The organism is Pontibacillus salicampi (assembly GCF_042434395.1).
Lineage (GTDB): Bacteria > Bacillota > Bacilli > Bacillales > BH030062 > Pontibacillus > Pontibacillus salicampi.
Window position 1 is genome coordinate 135,272 of sequence record NZ_JBHLTP010000005.1, and the last position, 18,795, is coordinate 154,066.

An 18,795-nucleotide genomic window follows, 5' to 3' on the forward strand; every position below is an offset into this window, starting at 1 on the left:
TCACTCCTTCTTTGACCAAATTAGTGTTTAAAGTGACGCATTCCTGTAAAGACCATCGTAATCCCGTGTTCGTTACACGCATCGATGGAATCCTGATCTCGCTTTGAGCCGCCTGGCTGTATAATAGCTGTAATTCCAGCCTTGGCTGCTTCTTCCACTGTATCTGGCATCGGGAAGAAGGCGTCACTAGCAAGAGCTGCTCCGTGACTATGGTCGGAAGCTTGCTCAAAAGCTATCTTGGCTGCTCCAACACGGTTCATTTGTCCAGCACCAACACCAACTGTCTGCTGCCCCTTTGCAACCACGATAGCGTTCGATTTCACATGCTTAACGACCTTCCACGCTAGCTTCAAGTCTTGCCATTCTTGTTCTGTCGGCTCTCTATCCGTTGGCACAGAGGTTGTAACATCCTCTAGGCTAGCCTCGTCTACATCTTGTACTAGCAATCCACCACGGACTGAGGTAAGCTGCTGACCAGCCCCCTGCTCCTTCGTCATATCCACCTGTAACAGGCGCAGGTTCTTCTTCGTGGTTAAGATATCTAGCGCTTCCTTGGAGAAGGAAGGGGCAATAATGATTTCTAGGAAAATCTCTTTCATTTTCTCTGCGGTGTTGCCATCTAGCTCCCGATTTACTGCGACTATGCCGCCAAAAATGGAAACAGGATCAGCCGCATACGCTCGCTCATATGCTCCAAAAAGAGAATCAGCCGTACCAACGCCGCATGGGTTCATATGCTTCACTGCAATAGCTGCGGGCTCTGTAAAATCAAGCACCATGGATAAGGCAGCATTAGCGTCCTGAATATTATTATAGGAAAGCTCTTTTCCGTTTAATTGGCTGGCATGTGCTAGAGAAATCCCCTTGTATAATGGATCCTGGTAAAAGGCTGCCTGCTGGTGAGGGTTTTCCCCATATCGCAAGGATTGGACCCTTTCATAGGTTCTCGTATATTGCTCAGGTGCGCTGTCTTCTACTGCTTCCGCGAAATAGCCGGCAATGTGAGCATCATAGCTTGCTGTATGCTGGAATACCCTCGCCGCTAATTGCTTACGATAGGTAACAGGCACCTCACCTTCTTTTATGTAAGAGAGCACTTCCTCGTAATGGTCTGGCTCGACCACCACTGTGACGTGCTGAAAGTTCTTGGCTGCAGCTCGCAGCATAGTCGGACCACCGATATCAATGTTTTCAATTGCTTCTTCTTCTGTAATACCATCCTTAGCAATCGTTTCTTTAAATGGATATAGATTCACCACAACAAGCTCTATTCCGTTAATACCAAGGTCTTCTAGCTGCTTAACATGGTCCTCTTTATCCTGTTGAGCTAATAGTCCGGCATGAATATGAGGGTGCAGTGTTTTGACACGCCCCTGCAGAATTTCTGGGAATTGGGTAATGTCTGATACTGATGCAACAGGAACTCCAGCCTCCTCGAGCTTTCGTTTCGTACCTCCAGTAGACACAAGCTCATACCCCTGCTCTACTAGTTGCTTTGCAAATGCTACAATTCCTTCTTTATTCGATACGCTCAATAAGGCGCGCTTATGTTGTGACACGATACATCTCTCCTTCGACTAATTGTTGAATAACTGCTGGATAGAGCCGATGCTCCACTTGCTGAATTTTACTCTGAAGGCTCGTAACATCATCCTCTGTCGTAACTCGCACCGCTTCCTGAGCTATAATCGGGCCGGTGTCCATTCCCTCATCAACGAAATGTACCGTGACCCCTGTCACTTTCACACGGGCGTCGAGAGCCTGCTGCACGGCATCTTTACCTGGAAACGAAGGCAGGAGCGATGGATGGATATTGACTATACGATTAGGAAATGCCTCTAACAAGGTTGTTCCGATAAGACGCATATATCCCGCTAACACAACCAGTTCAACACCCTCTTCTTGAAGTCGGTCCACTATCTCCTTTTCAAAGGCTTCTTTATTCTCGTAATCCTTGGCACGAAAGGAGAACACAGGAATTCCTAGTGCTTGTGCCTTTTCCATTACCATGGCCTGCTCTTTATCACAAATTAGGATTTTCACGTTACACGTCAAGTGGCCCGTTTCCGCCTTCTTCGCAATTTTATCAAAATTTGAGCCGCTACCAGAAGCAAAAATAGCTATATTGGTCGGATGCTGTTCCTTCATGCATAGGTCACTCCTTGTGCCGTTGTTACGTTACCAATTTCGTAGGCAGCTTCTCCAGCTTCTTCTAACAACCGGATGGCTTCTTTCGCATCCTTTGGATCAACAGCAATGACCATGCCGATCCCCATATTGAAAATGCTCATCATCTCTTGCTGCCCTAAACCGCTAATGTGCTGAAGATATGTGAAGATCGGAAGAACAGGCCAGCTGTTGATCTCAATGCGGGCTCCATATGATCCAGAAAACATGCGTGGAATATTTTCATCAAAGCCACCGCCGGTTACATGTGAAATGGCTTTAATAGAAACTTCCTGCTTTAGTGCCTGGATTGCCTTCACATAGATTTTCGTCGGGGTAAGAAGAGCCTCACCAAGGGATTGATCAAACGTTTGATCTAATCGAGGATCAACCCTTGTGATATCAAGGTTGTACGTGTCTATCCATTTCCGAATAAGCGAAAATCCATTCGAATGCACACCGCTAGAAGCAATTCCGATTAACGTATCTCCTGTCTCCACCTCTTGCCCCGTAATAATATCGTTTTTATCCGCTGCTCCAACCACAAATCCTGCTAAGTCATATTCTTCTTCCTCATACATACCAGGCATTTCAGCTGTTTCTCCTCCAATGAGGGCACACCTGGCTTGCTCACACCCATCGGCTATCCCCTTTACGATGGCCTCAATTCTCGTTGGATCATTTTTCCCGCATGCAATATAATCCTGGAAAAATAACGGCTCCGCTCCTTGTGCGACAATGTCATTAACGCACATAGCTACAACGTCTATCCCGACAGTATCGTGTCTATCTACAGAAAAGGCTAGCTTTAGCTTCGTGCCGACACCATCAGTACCAGAAATAAGGACAGGCTCCTGATATGGAAGAGAAGACATATCAAACATGCCTCCAAAGCTACCTAATCCTCCGATTACTTCCTTGCGATGGGTCCGCTTCACGTGTTCCTTCATCCGATCCACTGCCTCATAGCCTGCTTCAACATTTACTCCTGCTTGCTTGTATGACTCTCTCACAGTTTCGCCTCCTCTTTATCATGGGGATGAAGGGTGCTCGGATAAATCTCCGTTGGGTAGGATCCAGTAAAGCAGGCCTGACAATAGCCATGCTTGATGGTATTGTCTCTTTTTCCTATCGCTTCTTCTAACCCTTCTACGGATAAAAAGGCAAGACTATCTGCTTCGATAAGCTCCCGAATTTCTTCCACGCTTTTGGACCCAGCAATCAGCTCTTCCTTTGTCGATGTATCAATGCCGTAATAACACGGATTCTTGATAGGCGGTGCACCAATACGCACATGCACCTCTGTTGCACCTGCTTCCTTTAGCATGCGAACGATCCGTTTGCTCGTCGTTCCTCTAACAATCGAATCGTCTACCATGACGACTCGCTTCCCTTCGACAATCCCTCTTACAGCAGAGAGCTTCATCTTAACCCCTTGCTCCCGAAGCTCCTGGGACGGCTGAATAAAGGTACGACCTACATAGCGATTCTTGATAAGCCCTAGCTCATACGGAATACCTGATTGCTCTGCAAATCCAATTGCCGCTGAAATGCTCGAGTCAGGCACACCCGTCACCACGTCTGCATCAATCGGTGCTTCCACGGCTAGCTCCTTGCCCATCCGTTTACGGGAGGAATGCACGTTAATGCCATCAATATTACTGTCCGGACGAGAAAAATACACATACTCCATGGAGCACATTGTCCGTTGAATGGGCGCTGCAAATCGATCGGAATACATACCATCCGCATCCAAAACTATCATCTCGCCCGCTTCCACGTCTCTAATATATTCCGCTCCTACTACATCAAAGGCACACGTTTCAGAGGAAACGATGTAGGCATCCCCAAGCTTCCCGATAGATAAAGGACGGAGTCCACGCGGGTCTTGCGCTACAAACATTTGCTCCTCTGTCATAAGCACAAGAGCATAAGCTCCCTTTAGCATAGGCAGTGCCTGCTTTATACGATCATGTAATGGGAGCGATCCGCTTCTTTTAATGAGGTGAGCAATCACTTCCGTGTCAGAGGTCGTTTGGAGAATACTGCCTTGCGCCTCCAGCTGATGCTTTAATGCATGGGCGTTTACAAGGTTACCGTTATGCGCAAGAGCGAGACCACCTGACTGGGAACGGAAAAGCAAAGGCTGAACATTCTCATAGCCGCCGTCTCCTTGAGTCGCGTAGCGCACATGGCCAAGTGCCGCATGACCTTGCAGGCGTTCAAATTGCTTCTCCTGAAGAACTTCCGTCACGAGACCGAGCCCTTTTTCAATGTGTAATGCTTCCCCATTTGAAGCGACAATTCCCGTCCCTTCTTGACCACGATGCTGAAGACTATGCAGACCATAATACGTAAGTTGAGCTGCATCCTCATGGCCCCACACTGCAAATACTCCACATTCTTCATTTAACCCTTTGATTTCAGCAAGCATGGGATGGCCTCCTTCCAGGCTGTTTTCATAGCTTGAGTTGCTAGAGACACTTTGCGCTGATTACCTATTGTCACATTCATATATCCATGGTCCATAACATTGCCGATATAACGAGCCTCTGGTATACACTGCTCTAGATGCTCTGTATTGTCTTTGTGAACGGATACGATATATCGGGATTGCGTCTCACTAAAGAGCTCTGCTGTAGCTTCCCCCTGTAAGGACACATCACAGCCTAACTCGTTCTCTATAAGACATTCAGCCAGCCCAACCGCTAGGCCGCCCTCCGCCAAATCATGTGCGGATTGAATAATCCCTTCCTTAATAGCTGTTAAAACCTGTTCCTGTCGACGTTGCTCTGTCTCTAAATCGATGGCAGGAGGCTGACCGAAATACGACCCCTCCAGTACCTTCTGAAGCTCACTGCCGCCAAATTCACTTTCCGCGTCTCCAATCACATAAATCGCATCGCCTGGCTGTTGAAAGCCTTGACGAGTAATATGATCAACATGATGAATGAGACCGACCATCCCTACCACTGGTGTAGGATAGATGGATTGATTGTTTGAACCATTATATAGAGATACGTTGCCACTAATGACCGGGGTAGTAAGCTTGTTGCAAGCAGCACTCATCCCTTCTACGGTCTTCTCCATTTGCCAGTAATTCTCTGGCACGTCTGGGCTTCCAAAGTTCAAGCAATCTGTTAATGCGAGAGGCTTACCACCAGAACAAACAATATTACGTGCTGCCTCAGCTACCGCTATTTTACCGCCCATCATTGGATCTAAATAAATATACCGAGAATTACAATCCGTAGTCATGGCAATCGCCTTTTCTGTATCCCGAATTCTGAGCACAGCTGCATCTGAGCCAGGTGTCACCACTGTATTGGTTCCTACCATCGTGTCGTATTGATCATATACCCATTCTTTACTGGCGATAGTAGCTTGCTGCAGCAGCTGCATGACCATGTTGTTAGTGTCCTCTACCGCTGGCTGGTACGGAGCTCGCTGTTGAAAGTCTTGATAATATTCAGGAACAATGGATTCCTGCACATACACAGGTGCTTCTTCTGCTAATGCATCGACCGGAACCTCGGCCACCGTTTCGCCATGATGACAAAGACGCAATACCTTCTCCTCGATGACTTCTCCAATCGCACAAGCGCTAAGATCGTACTTTTCTACGATAGCTTCAATTTCTGCTTCCCGGCCTTTTTCAACGATAAGCAGCATCCGCTCCTGAGATTCAGAAAGCATTAATTCATACGGTGTCATATCCTTCTCTCGCTGTGGTACATTATCCATCATCATTTCTATACCAGTTCCAGACTTGCTGGCCATCTCACTTGCAGATGAGGTCAGTCCTGCAGCTCCCATATCCTGCATCCCTACTAGGGCATCACATTGGGTGATTTCTAAGCAGGCTTCAATGAGCAATTTCTCCATGAACGGATCCCCGACCTGAACAGAAGGGCGTTTGCTGGTTGATGCATCGGATAACTCCTCTGAAGCGAAGGTAGCCCCATGAATACCATCTCTCCCTGTTGGAGCTCCAACATACATGACGGTATTACCAATCCCTGTTGCAATCCCTTTTTGAATATCCTTTTGCTCTATTAACCCGATACACATCGCATTCACTAACGGATTACCTTCATAGCATGAATCGAACTGCACCTCCCCACCAATGGTTGGAACACCTACACAATTACCGTATCCAGCGATGCCATGAACGACTTCACGGAATAGGTATTTCACTCGTTCCGAGGTCAGCTCTCCAAACCGTAACGAATTCAACAGGGCGATAGGACGAGCTCCCATGGAAAAAACATCCCGCAATATACCACCTACCCCTGTGGCTGCTCCTTGATAAGGCTCAATGGCAGAAGGGTGGTTATGACTTTCTATTTTAAACACGACTGCCTTATCGTCTCCGATATCGATTATCCCAGCCCCCTCGCCAGGACCTTGTAGAACGTGTGGAGCACTGGTAGGGAACTTCTTTAATAGAGGTTTTGAATTTTTGTAGCTGCAATGCTCTGACCACATTACGGAAAACAATCCCGTTTCCGTGTAGTTAGGCACACGCCCCATGATAGTTTTAATAGAGGCAAACTCCGCTTCTGTCAGCCCCATCTCTTTATATAGCTGTTCCTGTTCAATTGTCTCTGGACTTACTTCAAGCGTTGAGTACATGTGCTTCCCTCCAATGGATTAAGATGGATCGAAATAACCGCACTCCGTCTGTTGACCCCAACAAAGCCTCTACTGCCCGCTCAGGATGGGGCATCATTCCAAGTACATTCCCCTCTTTATTGGTAATTCCAGCAATGTCATGTACAGAGCCATTAGGGTTGTTCGGATAGGTGAAAATAATCTGATTATGCTCCGCTAGAGATTGATACGTGGCTTCATCGCAGAAATAATTACCGTCCCCATGAGCGATAGGCAGAACAATCTCTTCGTCGTTTGTAAATTGATTGGTAAACATCGTGTCTTTACTACGAATCGTTATCGGAACATTCCGACATATGAAGGAAAGCTTCTCATTTCGCAGCAATGCACCAGGAAGCAGTCCTGATTCTAGTAAAATCTGAAATCCATTACACACTCCAAGTACTGGCTTCCCCTGTGCTGCAGCTTCCTTCACAGCCTGCATAATAGGAGCCGTTGCCCCCATCGCACCAGCACGTAGGTAATCCCCATGAGAGAATCCCCCTGGCAGCAACACAGCATCATATTCGGATAAATCCGTTTCCGTATGCCAAACGAAGGCTGCCTCTTCCTGCAGGCCATCTGTTATGGCATGAAGCATATCGCGATCACAATTCGAACCTGGAAAAACGACTACAGCAAACCTCACTGCTCGACCGCCTCCTCTATTTCGTACTGATAATCTTCTATGACAGGATTGGCGAGCAGCTGATCACACATTTCATTCACTCTTGCCTCTAAGCTTTCATGTGCTCCCACGAATAATTCAATATATTTCCCAACCCTTACTTCCTCGACCTCTTCAAAGGATAAGGATGCCAAGGAATGCTGAATAGCCTTCCCCTGCGGATCCAAAACGCCCTCTTTTAATGTCACATACACCTTCACTTTATACATGAATATCCTCCTTTAGTCGCTGCCAAATCGCTTCATATACTTCTAATAAATCTCCTGTATCCTGACGGAATACATCCTTATCCATTTTCCGATTTGTACCCTTCTCCCACAGCCGGCACGTATCTGGAGAGATTTCATCGGATAAAACAATCGTGCGATCATGCAATCGGCCAAACTCCAGCTTAAAATCAACGAGAGTGATGTCCATTTTTTTAAACAAAGCGTGCAGCTGTTCATTAACTAGAAGCGCTTGCTCTTTGAGGAAGGAAAGCTCCTTCTCCTGAATGCCCGTCAAAAGCTTCGCATGGTCATCATTAATGAGCGGATCGTTCAGCTCATCCTTTTTATAATATAATTCCACTAAAGGATTCTCGAAGGAGCGACCATCTGTAATACCAAGCCGTTTCGTCAAGCTTCCCGTAGCTACATTTCGTACAACTACCTCTATCGGAATAATGTGAGTTTGATGGACGAGCTGCTCTGTAGCGGAGAGCTGCTGGATAAAATGAGAAGGTATCCCCTGATCGTGTAAGTATTCAAAGATGTGAGCGGAAATTTTATTGTTCAACTGTCCCTTCCCAGGGAAGATGCGATGCTTCTTCCCATTAAACGCAGTAGCATCATCCTTATATTCCAAAATTAACTGATACTCCTCCCCTAACATGGAGTAGACCTTTTTCGCTTTTCCTTCATATAATAATGCGCCTTTCATCCCTTACCCCCACCTAACCATGGAATTTTATAAAATCTCCTCAAGCTTGTTTGCTATCCTTGTGACATGCCCCATTTTCCGCTTCGGCTTTATTGCATCCTTGCCATAAAGATGCACATGACTCTGTTGGAAGGCTGCGGCGTTTGTATAGAATTCCTCCGCCTCCTCTCCTAAAATGTTCGTCATGACTGCCGCATACGGCGTATCTATTTCCAATAATGGCAGCCCACAAATGGCCCGGATATGCTGACCAAATTGAGAAACGTTACACGCCTCTATCGTGTAGTGCCCAGAATTATGAGGTCTTGGCGCCATTTCATTCACATAGATCTCGTTATCTACTACAAACAGTTCTACCGTAAACGTTCCGAGAAACTGAATATGCTCTGCAATAGCCTGAGCTGCCTGCTGCGCCTTCTTGAGAATCTCGCTGTTTATTCTGGCTGGGACGATACTTCGCTTCAAAATATGATCCTCATGGCTATTTTCCGGTATAGGAAAAAGCTTTACATCGCCATCCCCACCTCTAGTCATCACCACAGAGATTTCCATTGTAAACGGAAGCCAGGACTCCACGATGCAAGGTCCAGATTTCTCGACTTGACCGTTTAATTGCTTGAAATCCTCTTCGCTTATCAGCTTCCATTGCCCTTTTCCGTCGTATCCGCCTCTAGTCGTTTTCATAACACAAGGATAGCCGAGGGACGTTACCGCTGCTTGTAGCTCCTCTGAAGTCTTCACGATATGATAAGGCGCAACCTTCACCCCAGCCTCTGTCAGCACAGCCTTTTCCTTCTCTCGATCCTGTGTAACTTGCAGCGCATAGGCTCCTTGTGGAAGCTTCTGACGAGATTCTAGTTCACTAGCAAGCTGTAAATCTACATTTTCAAATTCATAGGTAATGACGTCAGCCTCCTCTGCAAGCTGGATGGCTGCCGGGATATCATCTAAATTGGCCTGAATATGCCGATCTGCCACCTGCGCACACGGACCATCCTCCCCAGGATCGAGCACAACAACACGGTACCCCATCTGCTTGGCATCAATGGCCATCATCTTGCCAAGCTGACCTCCACCAAGGATGCCAATAGTACTTCCTGGCAGAATAGGTTTATTCATGAAGCTCCCCCCTCATCTGTTCCACTCGATTCTCTAATTCTTTTTTATAGTAAGCTAGCTTAGCAGCAACTTCGCTTTCAAAGCTCCCAATCATTTCCGCTGCAAATATGCCTGCATTCTTCGCACCCGCTGCCCCAACCGCCATCGTTGCAACAGGGACACCACCAGGCATCTGAACAATAGACAGCAGGGAATCATATCCATTTAATTTAGAGGTTATAGGGACTCCAATAACGGGTATAGTTGTTTTGGATGCCAGCATGCCAGGAAGATGAGCCGCTCCTCCCGCTCCAGCAATGATGACATTTATGCCCTTTCCTCTTGCTAACTCAGCATACTGAAATAAATCGTCTGGAGTTCGATGCGCGGAAACGATATCCTTTTCATAAGGAATGTCAAAATAATCAAGCATATCACAGCACTGCTTCATCGTATCCCAATCCGAGATGCTGCCCATAACAACGCCAACTTTAACCAACTATCATCACTCCTGATTAAAAAAATTATAAAAAAAAGCGTCTATTATCTTCCTCTTCAAATAGAGAGAAGATAATAGACGCCCCCTTAAGGAAAGAGTCAATCCGAATGGTACAACGGATACTCCTGTAATTGTTCGTCCATCTTCCCTCATAGTCCAACAAATTTACGGCTGTTGGGTAGAGACTTACGGGCCATATTCCCGAGATTATACGAGGATTTGTAGCTATTTACTTCTATTCACATGGTAACAGCACTAGCACAGCTTCGTCAACTTTATTGTCGAACGATACGCAACTGAAACACCATTAATGTTCGTTTATCACCCTGTTTGGAATCAAAATTTTGATACATTTTCCTAAAGGAAACTAGTGAATACATTGACTAATTCAAAAATAATGTTAAACTTATATCCGGATTGAAACGTATGTACAGTTTAAACTAAATAAAAAGATAGGAAAAAGCAGAAAGGAGATTCTATGAATAAAGTCTCGCCCGTTTTTTGGATATCACTCGTACTCGCAGCCATTTTTGTAGCCTGGGGTGCATGGTCTCCAGAAACATTATCTACTTATTCAGGAGTAGCACAAAGCTTCCTAACCGGAAACTTTGGCTGGTTCTATCAACTTACCGTTGCTATTTTTGTTATCTTCTCTATTTATCTCATCTTCAGCCCTTACGGTAAATTACGTCTTGGGCAGCCAGATGAGAAACCGGAATATAATACCATAACCTGGTTCGCCATGTTATTTAGTGCTGGTATGGGAATTGGTCTCGTATTCTGGGGATCTGCAGAGCCGCTATCCCACTTCGCGAACCCACCAACCGGTGATGCAGAAACAGCTGAGGCAGCTAAAAAAGCCTTACGATATGCGACGTTCCACTGGGGGATTCACGTTTGGGCAATTTACACGGTAATCGCATTGGCTATTGCCTATTTCAAATTCCGTCGTAAAGCACCTGGAGTTATTAGTGCAACCTTCCAGCCATTACTCGGTGATCGGGTAAATGGTCCATTCGGTAAAACAATTGACGTTATCGCAGTATTTGCAACCATCTTTGGAGTAGCTACCTCCCTTGGATTAGGAGCATCCCAAATTGGTGGAGGGCTTTCCTTCATTAGTAATATTGAAAACAACCTGATGACGAAATTCATCATTATTGTAATCGTAACAATCCTCTTCATGATTTCTGCATGGAGTGGTATTGGAAAAGGTATTAAATATTTAAGTAACGCTAACATCGTACTAGCAGTAGCATTAATAGCATTAACTCTAGTATTAGGTCCAACCGTATTTATTATGGATATCTTCTCTAGTACAATCGGTGGATATATTCAAAATCTACCAAGAATGAGCTTCCAAATGGCTCCACTCAGTGAACAGCACAATGAATGGATCCAAGGCTGGACCGTATTCTACTGGGCTTGGTTCATCGCATGGTCCCCATTTGTTGGTACCTTTATTGCCCGAGTATCCAAGGGTCGTACTATTCGAGAATTTGTCATGGGCGTATTAATTCTGCCAAGTGCATTCAGTGCATTCTGGTTCGCTGTATTCGGAGGTACAAGCCTGAAACAGGAGCTAGATGGAACAAACACTGGTTTAACCGATCTACCGACCGAGCAGGCACTATTCGGAACACTAGAAGGACTACCACTAGGCATTGTTATTACAGTTGTAGCCATTCTTTTAATTAGTACATTCTTTATCACATCAGCAGACTCTGCTACCTTCGTACTCGGTATGCAGACAACGAACGGAAGCCTAAACCCAGCTAACTCTGTTAAGTTAACATGGGGTGTCATTCAAGCGGCAATCGCAACCGTACTTCTATTCTCTGGAGGATTAAACGCGCTGCAAACCGCTTCGATTGTGTCCGCCTTCCCGTTCGCAATCATCCTCCTCTTAATGATCGTATCACTGCTCAAAGCCTTGAAGCAGGATGCAGCAAAAGTGGAGAAACAGCAAAACTCAAAACAACACACTTCAGCTTAATAGAAGAATGGGAAAACCCGAGAGACTAATCTCTCGGGTTTTTGTATGGTGTTGATGTTGTTAGAGGCGCTGAGACAGGAACATGCTTGGAGATGGGTTATGCGCTCTTCCGCCTTTTCTCACCTAATTACATGCTATAGCATAGAATAGTAGACCAGTTATTATCTTGTATTTTTTTACATTTCATTGTATTATCTAGTAAACTCATACATATTTCTCACTTATTTTCATATAGTTAATAATACCCCCTTGTACATATCTACTTTTTCTTCCTTAGCACAGATAAAAGATTTGAAATGGGGCGAATATATGAATTGGAAATGGCTGCTTCTCTTCCTACTTCAATGCCTTCTTGCTTTTATGCTTCTGTTTGATTTTGATACAGATGAGACTGTAGTTGCCGTGCTCGATTCCGGTGTCGATACTTCTCATCCTATCTTTCAAGACCGCCTCCTCCCTGGATATGATTTGATAGATTGGGATTTCCATCCTGAGGATACGATGGGCCATGGCACCCAAGTATCAGGCATCATTAGTCAATTAAACGAGCATACCAGTGTAAAGGTGCTTCCTGTAAAAAAGCTTGGCTCTCCTCACAATACACCCCTTGCGATTATGCTGGCTGTTATGAACGGTGCAGACATCGTAAATATGAGCTTTCATCAGCCCTACAATCCGATGACCCAGCTAGCAATCCGGTACGGAAACTACAAAGGAGTGTTATTTATTGCTTCTTCTGGTAACGATGGAGAAGATACACTCACCTATCCCGCCAAGTACAAAGAGGTAATTCCTGTTGCTGCAACCGATTATAAAAATAGTGTATTGTCTGGGAATTATGGAGAGGGCATCACTTATATCTCCCCTGGTATCAACATGTTAAGCGCTAGTTTACATGGTGATTTTACAACTGTTAGCGGAACAAGTATGGCGAGCGCCTATGCAGCGGGAGTATTTGCTTATTTAAAAGAGGTGTACCCAGAGGCTTCCAACGAACAATTAATTCAATATGTAAATCAATATTCTAGAACAATGGTATATAACGTTGGAAAGGAGCACAGAGAGCTTAAAACACTCGATATGAATAAGTTTAAAGCTGTTGCTACGGAAGAAAGCTATTTATGGTTCTCTAATATTGATTGGAGCGCAGATGAAACGATGGCACCGACTATTAAGCTGGATTCCTATAACGTGGATAAAGTACACGTTCATGATAATGGACGGTACTACAAAACCATTACCGAAGGACAGCATTCCATCATGCTTCCCTCCCAGGATGGAGAGCATGAGGTTCGGATTTTTTACCACGATGGGATTGACTGGCAGCATAGGGATGTTGCCTATGAAATTGATAGTACCTCCCCTGAATTGGAAGCGCATACAACATTAGTTGGTAACACGACTAAACTGGAGCTTCATATCAATGAAAAGAACCTGGATTATGTCCTCATCAATGGAATTGCTCCAAAAAGCCATATTGGATACGGACCAGATGATGCTTCTCCGGAAGAATTTCACCTTTATGTAGAAAAACACCCCATCCTAATTGAAGTATTTGATACATTCGGAAACAGTACCATCGAGGTCATACCATAGAAGTCACACCATGTATAACAAAAGCCTGAGAATCTCTTCTCAGGCTTTTGCTCGTTTAGGATAATCCTATTCGTTCAAATATACGGTCAACATTTTTCAAATGATGCTGATAATCAAAGCAGGATTCCAGCTGTGCATTGCTAAGTGTGTTTTGAATAGTCGGATCAGCCTCTATTAGCTCACGGAAGGGAACCCCTTTTTCCCAAGCTTCCATGGCTTTAGGCTGAACAATATCGTAAGCCTCTTCCCTTACCATGCCTTCATCAATTAGCGTTAGCAGCACACGTTGGGAGAAGATTAGCCCGTACGTTTTGTCCATGTTGTTTCGCATATTGTCTTCAAATACGGTCAGTTTTTTGACGATTCCACTGAAGCGATTCAACATATAATCAAGCGCAATGGTTGCGTCTGGTAAGATAATACGCTCTGCTGAAGAGTGGGAAATATCCCGCTCATGCCAAAGGGCAACATTCTCGTAAGCTGTTACCATATGCCCTCGGATAACTCGAGCCATTCCAGTCATATTCTCAGAGCCGATTGGGTTGCGTTTGTGAGGCATGGCAGAGGAGCCTTTTTGCCCTTTTGCAAAGAATTCTTCCACTTCACGTGTCTCAGTTTTTTGGAGATTGCGAATTTCTACCGCGAATTTTTCAATAGATGTAGCAATTAATGATAAAGTCGATACGTAATGTGCATGACGATCACGCTGCAATGTCTGAGTGGAAACAGGCGCAGGAGTTAATCCAAGCTTCTCACACACGTACTCTTCCACAAAAGGGTCAATGTTAGCATACGTACCAACAGCACCTGAGAGCTTCCCAAATTCAATCTGATGGGCAGCCATTTCAAAGCGCTCGTAATTCCGCTTCATTTCCTCATACCATAGCGCCAGCTTTAGCCCGAATGTAGTCGGTTCTGCATGTACCCCATGAGTTCGCCCCATCATTACGGTGTACTTATGCTCTTTCGCTTTTTCTTCCAATACGTCAAGAAACGTTTGAAGACCAGTACGAATCTGGTCATTTGCTTGCTTAATTAAATAAGAAAGCGCCGTATCTACTACGTCCGTTGACGTAAGTCCATAATGAACCCACTTCCGTTCTTCTCCAAGCGTTTCTGAAACAGCCCTTGTGAAGGCAACCACATCGTGTCTCGTTTCTTCTTCAATTTCGTGGATTCGATTCATGTCAAAGGAGGCATGCTCCCTTATCTTATGTACATCTTCCTTCGGTATATAGCCTAACTCACTCCATGCCTCACATGCCAGAATCTCTACTTCCAGCCAGGCACGAAAACGATTTTCTTCTGTCCAAATTGCACCCATCTCTGGTCTTGTGTAACGCTCGATCAACAGAACCACTCCTCTCTATAATTCAAAGCACCTATCGACGGCAGACCAACTTCACCCATAAAAAAATAGTCTATCCTTCTATGTAAGAAGTGATAGACTAGCATTTCCAGTCTACCTTTTCCAGTTCCTTATTGGCATCAAGATACCTTAATGGTATCAATAGGAATTAGAAAAAGCAACTAAATCCGAACGATTATAAATAATTATATACCATCATTCGCTTTTAACTGCATCAAAGATTATTTTTCGAGCGACAGGCTCCATCTTCTTCTCCCCGTTCTCCTTCATTTCTTGAAAAATCGGTTCCTCCACCCGGCGAACTGGCCGATATCCTTCTTCCTTCATCTGCACTAACACCTCATCAATGGAAACACCCTCTTCCACCTCAAAGCGCTTTTTCTTTTTACCCATCTTTTTTTATACGTCCTTTCCGTACTTGTTTTACCCAGAAACCACCGCGAATTTGCTTCGGCTCATACGCTACGATAAATGCCTTTGAATCAATTTGTTTAATGGTTTCATATAGAGAAAGCTCATATTTTCTTGGTGTTAGAATCTGCATAGCCAAGCGGTCTCCTTCCATTCCATAAGCAAACCAGCTTGTTACTCCATACCCTTTATCTCGTAATTGCTTCGTAAACTCGATATCTGGATTAGAAGAAATAACATTAACGGTAATATAACCAAGAGCTAATTTCTCTTCTATCTTCATTCCCACAATAACCCCTAGTCCAAAACCAAGTGCATAAGCAACAACGTTTTGAATCTGGTCAAGGTTCTCCAGCACAAGACCGAGCCCTACGATGTACACTGTTATTTCAAACACACTAATAAACGCAGCCCAATACCGTTGACCCTTTAGCGTGAAAATAGTTCTAATGGTTAAGAACGATACATAGATGATGTTCACCACTAAAATAATCAGGACCATCACTATGCTGTTATCGAGCCAATTTTCTATCATACGTACGTATCCATCCTTTCTATATTACCTAATCTATGTACCATACTTGTAATACCCGTGACATTCACCTATATAGCACTTCTGCATACACTATATCGCAAACCGTTTTCCCTACACAACTTTTGACTAATGGAATATTTATAGGAGGTACATGTATGGATCCTTATGGAAATATGCAGGACTGGCGAAAAAATCTAGATAAGTTTTTCGGTGAAGATTTTTGGGGCGGCTTTGAAGATGTAATTAAACCAAAGATCCCACAAACCAACCTCTATCAATCAGACAATGAAATTATGCTGTATGTGAACATACCAGGCCTTGAAGATATTAATAAGGTCGACCTTTACGTTAACTACACCACTCTCGACCTGCGCGGTGTTATTGCACTGTCTCCTCCTCATCACCAGCTCATGCAGGAGGAAATCATGCAAGGGTCCTTTGAAAGAAGTATCGAGCTTCCCTTTCCTGTACGAGGAGATAAAATAAAAGCTACCTATCAAAGCGGACTATTAATTATTCAACTCCATCGCCTCATCCAGCCGGAGACTAATAAGCAGCGTATACACATTAAAAATTTAGAAGAGTAACTACCTCTAGTGTCCTACTAGAGGTTTTTTGGATTAGAGGGAATCATCGTAGAAAAAACCAGTACACCCCCATAATACCTGCATCTGCTAAGGCATGACTGACAATACTAACGGTTACAGACCCGGTCCTCTCCCTAATATATCCCCAAAAACAACCAGCAACAAACACAGCAATCATACATAGAACAGTGAAGGGCCACAGCACTAACGGAATTATAGAAAAGAAATGATAAAGAGAATAAAAGCACGATGTAAGCACAATCGTTTGGAAGCAAGATAGACGACTTCTTAGCTGCTCATGGATAGTACCTCTCCAATACAGCTCTTCCAGCACAGGATTAATTAGGAGCAGTACTGCTATTAGACCATACACACTAGCCCCACTGAACCCCCAGTTTGCTAATAGCATGTCAAGCTGCTCCTTATCAAATAACTGTTCTTGCAGCAGCCACATACTCACGAATACTGTACTTCCAAAAAACACCCCTGACCCTATTCCTACCCACCATCCACTACCTGTAAGGTGAAAAGCAGGTCTCCAGCCCCTTTGCCATCTACGGAAAATCAGAAGTGTAAACCATCCATAGAATAGTAAAAACGTAAGAAGTACATGTTGAAAAACAGTTAGACCCAGTACAATCATTAGAGTTGGTATTAGTAAATAGAGAATGATCATGGAAATTACCCCGCCTTACTGCATATTACGATAGTGACAAGCCATTTTCCTGTATAAGTTTCAATGCTAGAGGAAAAAAATATGAAAGCAGCAATACGAAAAATATTGTTCCACACAAACAGGACACGAGTTACAGCCCATGCCTTAGTATGTGTATAGGATTGGATATTCTTGATCCAGCATATGCTCCATTACTCTACTGAATGAGGACGACCCTTTTTAAAGGAAACTACATTAAGCGCAATAGTGATCAAGAGCAGAGCAGCTGCAGCAAACACTACTGCACCGATCGTGTCAGCGAGAGCACCCCAATCCTCTAGCCTCACTAAATAATATTGATGTACAAGTTGCAAAAATAACGAAACCCCGCATAAACTAATACTAACAATAGAAAGCATGGCTCTCTTATTCTGGTGACTCATCATGGCATAGACTGGTAATATCCAAGCTATCAATCCTAGTATAAGACTACTAATATTTACATAACCCATCATCGTTTTCCTCCTTTGCACCTAATTTGATTTTATGGTGCTCATAGGAACAATCTATCCTCTAGTATATTACCATATAAAACCTTAATATTTCTGCTACCGCTAAGTTCCTCCTCTTTAACTCAATCAGGCATGAGTTATATATGGACAAGTTGTTCCATTTTTGATTATGTATAACATAGAGGATACCCTCACAAAAGGAGAGAGAGTATGCATAACAAGACATTCGAATACACTATCTACATTGCTGCTGATCGAAAGAGGATTTGGGAGGCACTAACGAGTAAAGAAGCTACAACACAGTATTTTTTCAAAAGGGAAGTCCAATCTGATTGGAAAGAAGGCTCTACCGTACGCTATGTAACCGAAACAGGAGAGCTTGATGTGGAAGGGGAAATATTAAAAGTTATTCCATTTGAGACCCTTTGTTTTACGTGGAGACATGCAGAAGATCATTCTAATCGAACAGAACCGACGATGGTCACGTTTAGCTTGAAGTCGCTGGAGGAGACAACAAAACTAACGGTGGAGCATAGCAATTTGCTCGAAACGGATTGGAGCGACGACAAGAATACCTTCTACGGCTTAAATAACGGATGGCCTGCAATCATGAGTAACCTTAAAAGCTATCTAGAGATTGGGAAAACAATGCCGCCTATGAATATATGAGCTACTATAGCGTATGAGCGGCAGCCGTTTAGGAACTATTGTCATTAAAAACAGCACACTTTCCTTCCTTTAATAGCGTAAATGTATTTCTCAAACCAACAGCTTCTTCTCCTCTCACTAGAAATAAAACACGACGAAAAACCCCTTCCGTACGAAACGGAAGGGGTTGCTTGTGTGCATGGCGACGTCCTACTCTTGCGGGGGAAAACCCCGACTACCATCGGCGCTGAAGAGCTTAACTGCTGTGTTCGGCATGGGAACAGGTGTGACCTCTTCGCTTAAGTCACCATACTTCGATTATGGAAGGTGAAGCACCTTCAAAACTAGATAAGAATCATTATCCGGCATCGAGATCTAGCTCCGGCTCCTAGGGGCTAGCGTCATAAGCAATAATCCCTCCAGAGGCTTATCGCCTCCTCCGGTATTTTTGCTTATGCGTA

At 44.3% G+C, this 18,795-nt stretch carries 19 protein-coding genes, 1 rRNA gene and 1 riboswitch; of the genes, 4 read left to right on the top strand and 16 right to left on the bottom strand.

The annotated features are described in order from the left end of the window. Positions 1–20: 20 nt before the first annotated feature. Genes purH through purE form a run of 10 tightly spaced genes read right to left on the bottom strand, consistent with a single transcriptional unit; the run spans position 21 to position 10,025 of the window. Positions 21–1,559 carry a bifunctional phosphoribosylaminoimidazolecarboxamide formyltransferase/IMP cyclohydrolase gene (gene purH / locus ACFFGV_RS08700; RefSeq protein ID WP_377346788.1) on the bottom strand — a complete coding sequence of 513 codons (1,539 nt, stop codon included), beginning with the start codon at positions 1,557–1,559 and terminating at the stop codon, positions 21–23. After that, complete coding sequence (gene purN, locus ACFFGV_RS08705) at positions 1,546–2,148, bottom strand: phosphoribosylglycinamide formyltransferase (protein WP_377346790.1); 603 nt, start codon at positions 2,146–2,148, stop codon at positions 1,546–1,548. The genes purH and purN overlap by 14 nt, the downstream gene beginning before the upstream one ends. Continuing rightward, the gene (purM, locus tag ACFFGV_RS08710; protein WP_377346793.1) at positions 2,145–3,179 is read right to left on the bottom strand and encodes a phosphoribosylformylglycinamidine cyclo-ligase; all 1,035 of its coding nucleotides are present in this window, start codon (positions 3,177–3,179) and stop codon (positions 2,145–2,147) included. The genes purN and purM overlap by 4 nt, the downstream gene beginning before the upstream one ends. Beyond that, the gene (gene purF, locus ACFFGV_RS08715) at positions 3,176–4,600 is read right to left on the bottom strand and encodes an amidophosphoribosyltransferase (protein ID WP_377346795.1); all 1,425 of its coding nucleotides are present in this window, start codon (positions 4,598–4,600) and stop codon (positions 3,176–3,178) included. Before purF ends, purM begins: the two co-directional genes overlap by 4 nt. After that, a complete protein-coding gene (purL, locus tag ACFFGV_RS08720; protein ID WP_377346797.1) occupies positions 4,576–6,801 on the bottom strand; it encodes a phosphoribosylformylglycinamidine synthase subunit PurL in 2,226 nt (741 codons plus the stop codon). The genes purF and purL overlap by 25 nt, the downstream gene beginning before the upstream one ends. Beyond that, a complete protein-coding gene (gene purQ / locus ACFFGV_RS08725; protein ID WP_377346799.1) occupies positions 6,785–7,468 on the bottom strand; it encodes a phosphoribosylformylglycinamidine synthase subunit PurQ in 684 nt (227 codons plus the stop codon). The genes purL and purQ overlap by 17 nt, the downstream gene beginning before the upstream one ends. Then, on the bottom strand, positions 7,465–7,716 hold the full coding sequence (gene purS, locus ACFFGV_RS08730; RefSeq protein WP_377346802.1) for a phosphoribosylformylglycinamidine synthase subunit PurS: 252 nt from the start codon (positions 7,714–7,716) through the stop codon (positions 7,465–7,467). Before purS ends, purQ begins: the two co-directional genes overlap by 4 nt. Continuing rightward, positions 7,709–8,428, bottom strand: a complete 720-nt coding sequence (gene purC / locus ACFFGV_RS08735; RefSeq protein WP_377346804.1) for a phosphoribosylaminoimidazolesuccinocarboxamide synthase — start codon at positions 8,426–8,428, stop codon at positions 7,709–7,711. The genes purS and purC overlap by 8 nt, the downstream gene beginning before the upstream one ends. Before the next feature lie 27 nt (positions 8,429–8,455). Then, entirely contained in the window at positions 8,456–9,547 is a 1,092-nt protein-coding gene (gene purK, locus ACFFGV_RS08740) for a 5-(carboxyamino)imidazole ribonucleotide synthase (protein WP_377346807.1), read from the bottom strand. Continuing rightward, positions 9,540–10,025 (bottom strand): 5-(carboxyamino)imidazole ribonucleotide mutase, encoded by a 486-nt coding sequence (gene purE, locus ACFFGV_RS08745; protein ID WP_377346809.1) that lies wholly within the window; start codon positions 10,023–10,025, stop codon positions 9,540–9,542. The genes purK and purE overlap by 8 nt, the downstream gene beginning before the upstream one ends. A 132-nt stretch (positions 10,026–10,157) precedes the next feature. Beyond that, positions 10,158–10,260, bottom strand: a riboswitch (purine riboswitch). Positions 10,261–10,503: 243 nt separating this feature from the next. Here purE and ACFFGV_RS08750 point away from each other — a divergent pair. Together ACFFGV_RS08750 and ACFFGV_RS08755 are read left to right on the top strand one after the other, a co-directional pair. Beyond that, entirely contained in the window at positions 10,504–12,021 is a 1,518-nt protein-coding gene (locus ACFFGV_RS08750; RefSeq protein WP_377346812.1) for a glycine betaine uptake BCCT transporter, read from the top strand. Between the two features lie 309 nt (positions 12,022–12,330). After that, positions 12,331–13,617: a S8 family peptidase gene (locus ACFFGV_RS08755; protein WP_377346814.1), complete on the top strand. Its 1,287-nt coding sequence runs from the start codon at positions 12,331–12,333 to the stop codon at positions 13,615–13,617. Between the two features lie 55 nt (positions 13,618–13,672). Here the strand turns inward: ACFFGV_RS08755 and purB are convergent, their stop codons facing one another. The 3 genes from purB to ACFFGV_RS08770 all read right to left on the bottom strand — a co-directional run bounded on the left by purB (position 13,673) and on the right by ACFFGV_RS08770 (position 15,932). Further along, a complete protein-coding gene (purB, locus tag ACFFGV_RS08760; RefSeq protein ID WP_377346817.1) occupies positions 13,673–14,968 on the bottom strand; it encodes an adenylosuccinate lyase in 1,296 nt (431 codons plus the stop codon). Positions 14,969–15,181: 213 nt separating this feature from the next. Further along, complete coding sequence (locus tag ACFFGV_RS08765; protein ID WP_377346819.1) at positions 15,182–15,379, bottom strand: NETI motif-containing protein; 198 nt, start codon at positions 15,377–15,379, stop codon at positions 15,182–15,184. Further along, positions 15,372–15,932 carry a DUF2179 domain-containing protein gene (locus tag ACFFGV_RS08770; protein ID WP_377346821.1) on the bottom strand — a complete coding sequence of 187 codons (561 nt, stop codon included), beginning with the start codon at positions 15,930–15,932 and terminating at the stop codon, positions 15,372–15,374. The genes ACFFGV_RS08765 and ACFFGV_RS08770 overlap by 8 nt, the downstream gene beginning before the upstream one ends. A gap of 155 nt (positions 15,933–16,087) precedes the next feature. Here ACFFGV_RS08770 and ACFFGV_RS08775 point away from each other — a divergent pair, with 155 nt between their 5' ends. Continuing rightward, the gene (locus ACFFGV_RS08775) at positions 16,088–16,519 is read left to right on the top strand and encodes an Hsp20/alpha crystallin family protein (protein ID WP_377346824.1); all 432 of its coding nucleotides are present in this window, start codon (positions 16,088–16,090) and stop codon (positions 16,517–16,519) included. Between the two features lie 43 nt (positions 16,520–16,562). Here the strand turns inward: ACFFGV_RS08775 and ACFFGV_RS08780 are convergent, their stop codons facing one another. Next, the gene (locus tag ACFFGV_RS08780; RefSeq protein ID WP_377346826.1) at positions 16,563–17,195 is read right to left on the bottom strand and encodes a CPBP family intramembrane glutamic endopeptidase; all 633 of its coding nucleotides are present in this window, start codon (positions 17,193–17,195) and stop codon (positions 16,563–16,565) included. A gap of 191 nt (positions 17,196–17,386) precedes the next feature. Further along, a complete protein-coding gene (locus ACFFGV_RS08785; protein ID WP_377346828.1) occupies positions 17,387–17,689 on the bottom strand; it encodes a hypothetical protein in 303 nt (100 codons plus the stop codon). A gap of 207 nt (positions 17,690–17,896) precedes the next feature. On the opposite strand from ACFFGV_RS08785, the gene ACFFGV_RS08790 reads away from it, so the two are divergent. After that, positions 17,897–18,355 (top strand): SRPBCC domain-containing protein, encoded by a 459-nt coding sequence (locus tag ACFFGV_RS08790; RefSeq protein ID WP_377346830.1) that lies wholly within the window; start codon positions 17,897–17,899, stop codon positions 18,353–18,355. A gap of 176 nt (positions 18,356–18,531) precedes the next feature. On the opposite strand, the gene rrf is transcribed toward ACFFGV_RS08790, so the two are convergent. After that, a 5S ribosomal RNA gene (gene rrf, locus ACFFGV_RS08795) occupies positions 18,532–18,646 on the bottom strand. Positions 18,647–18,795 lie beyond the last annotated feature (149 nt).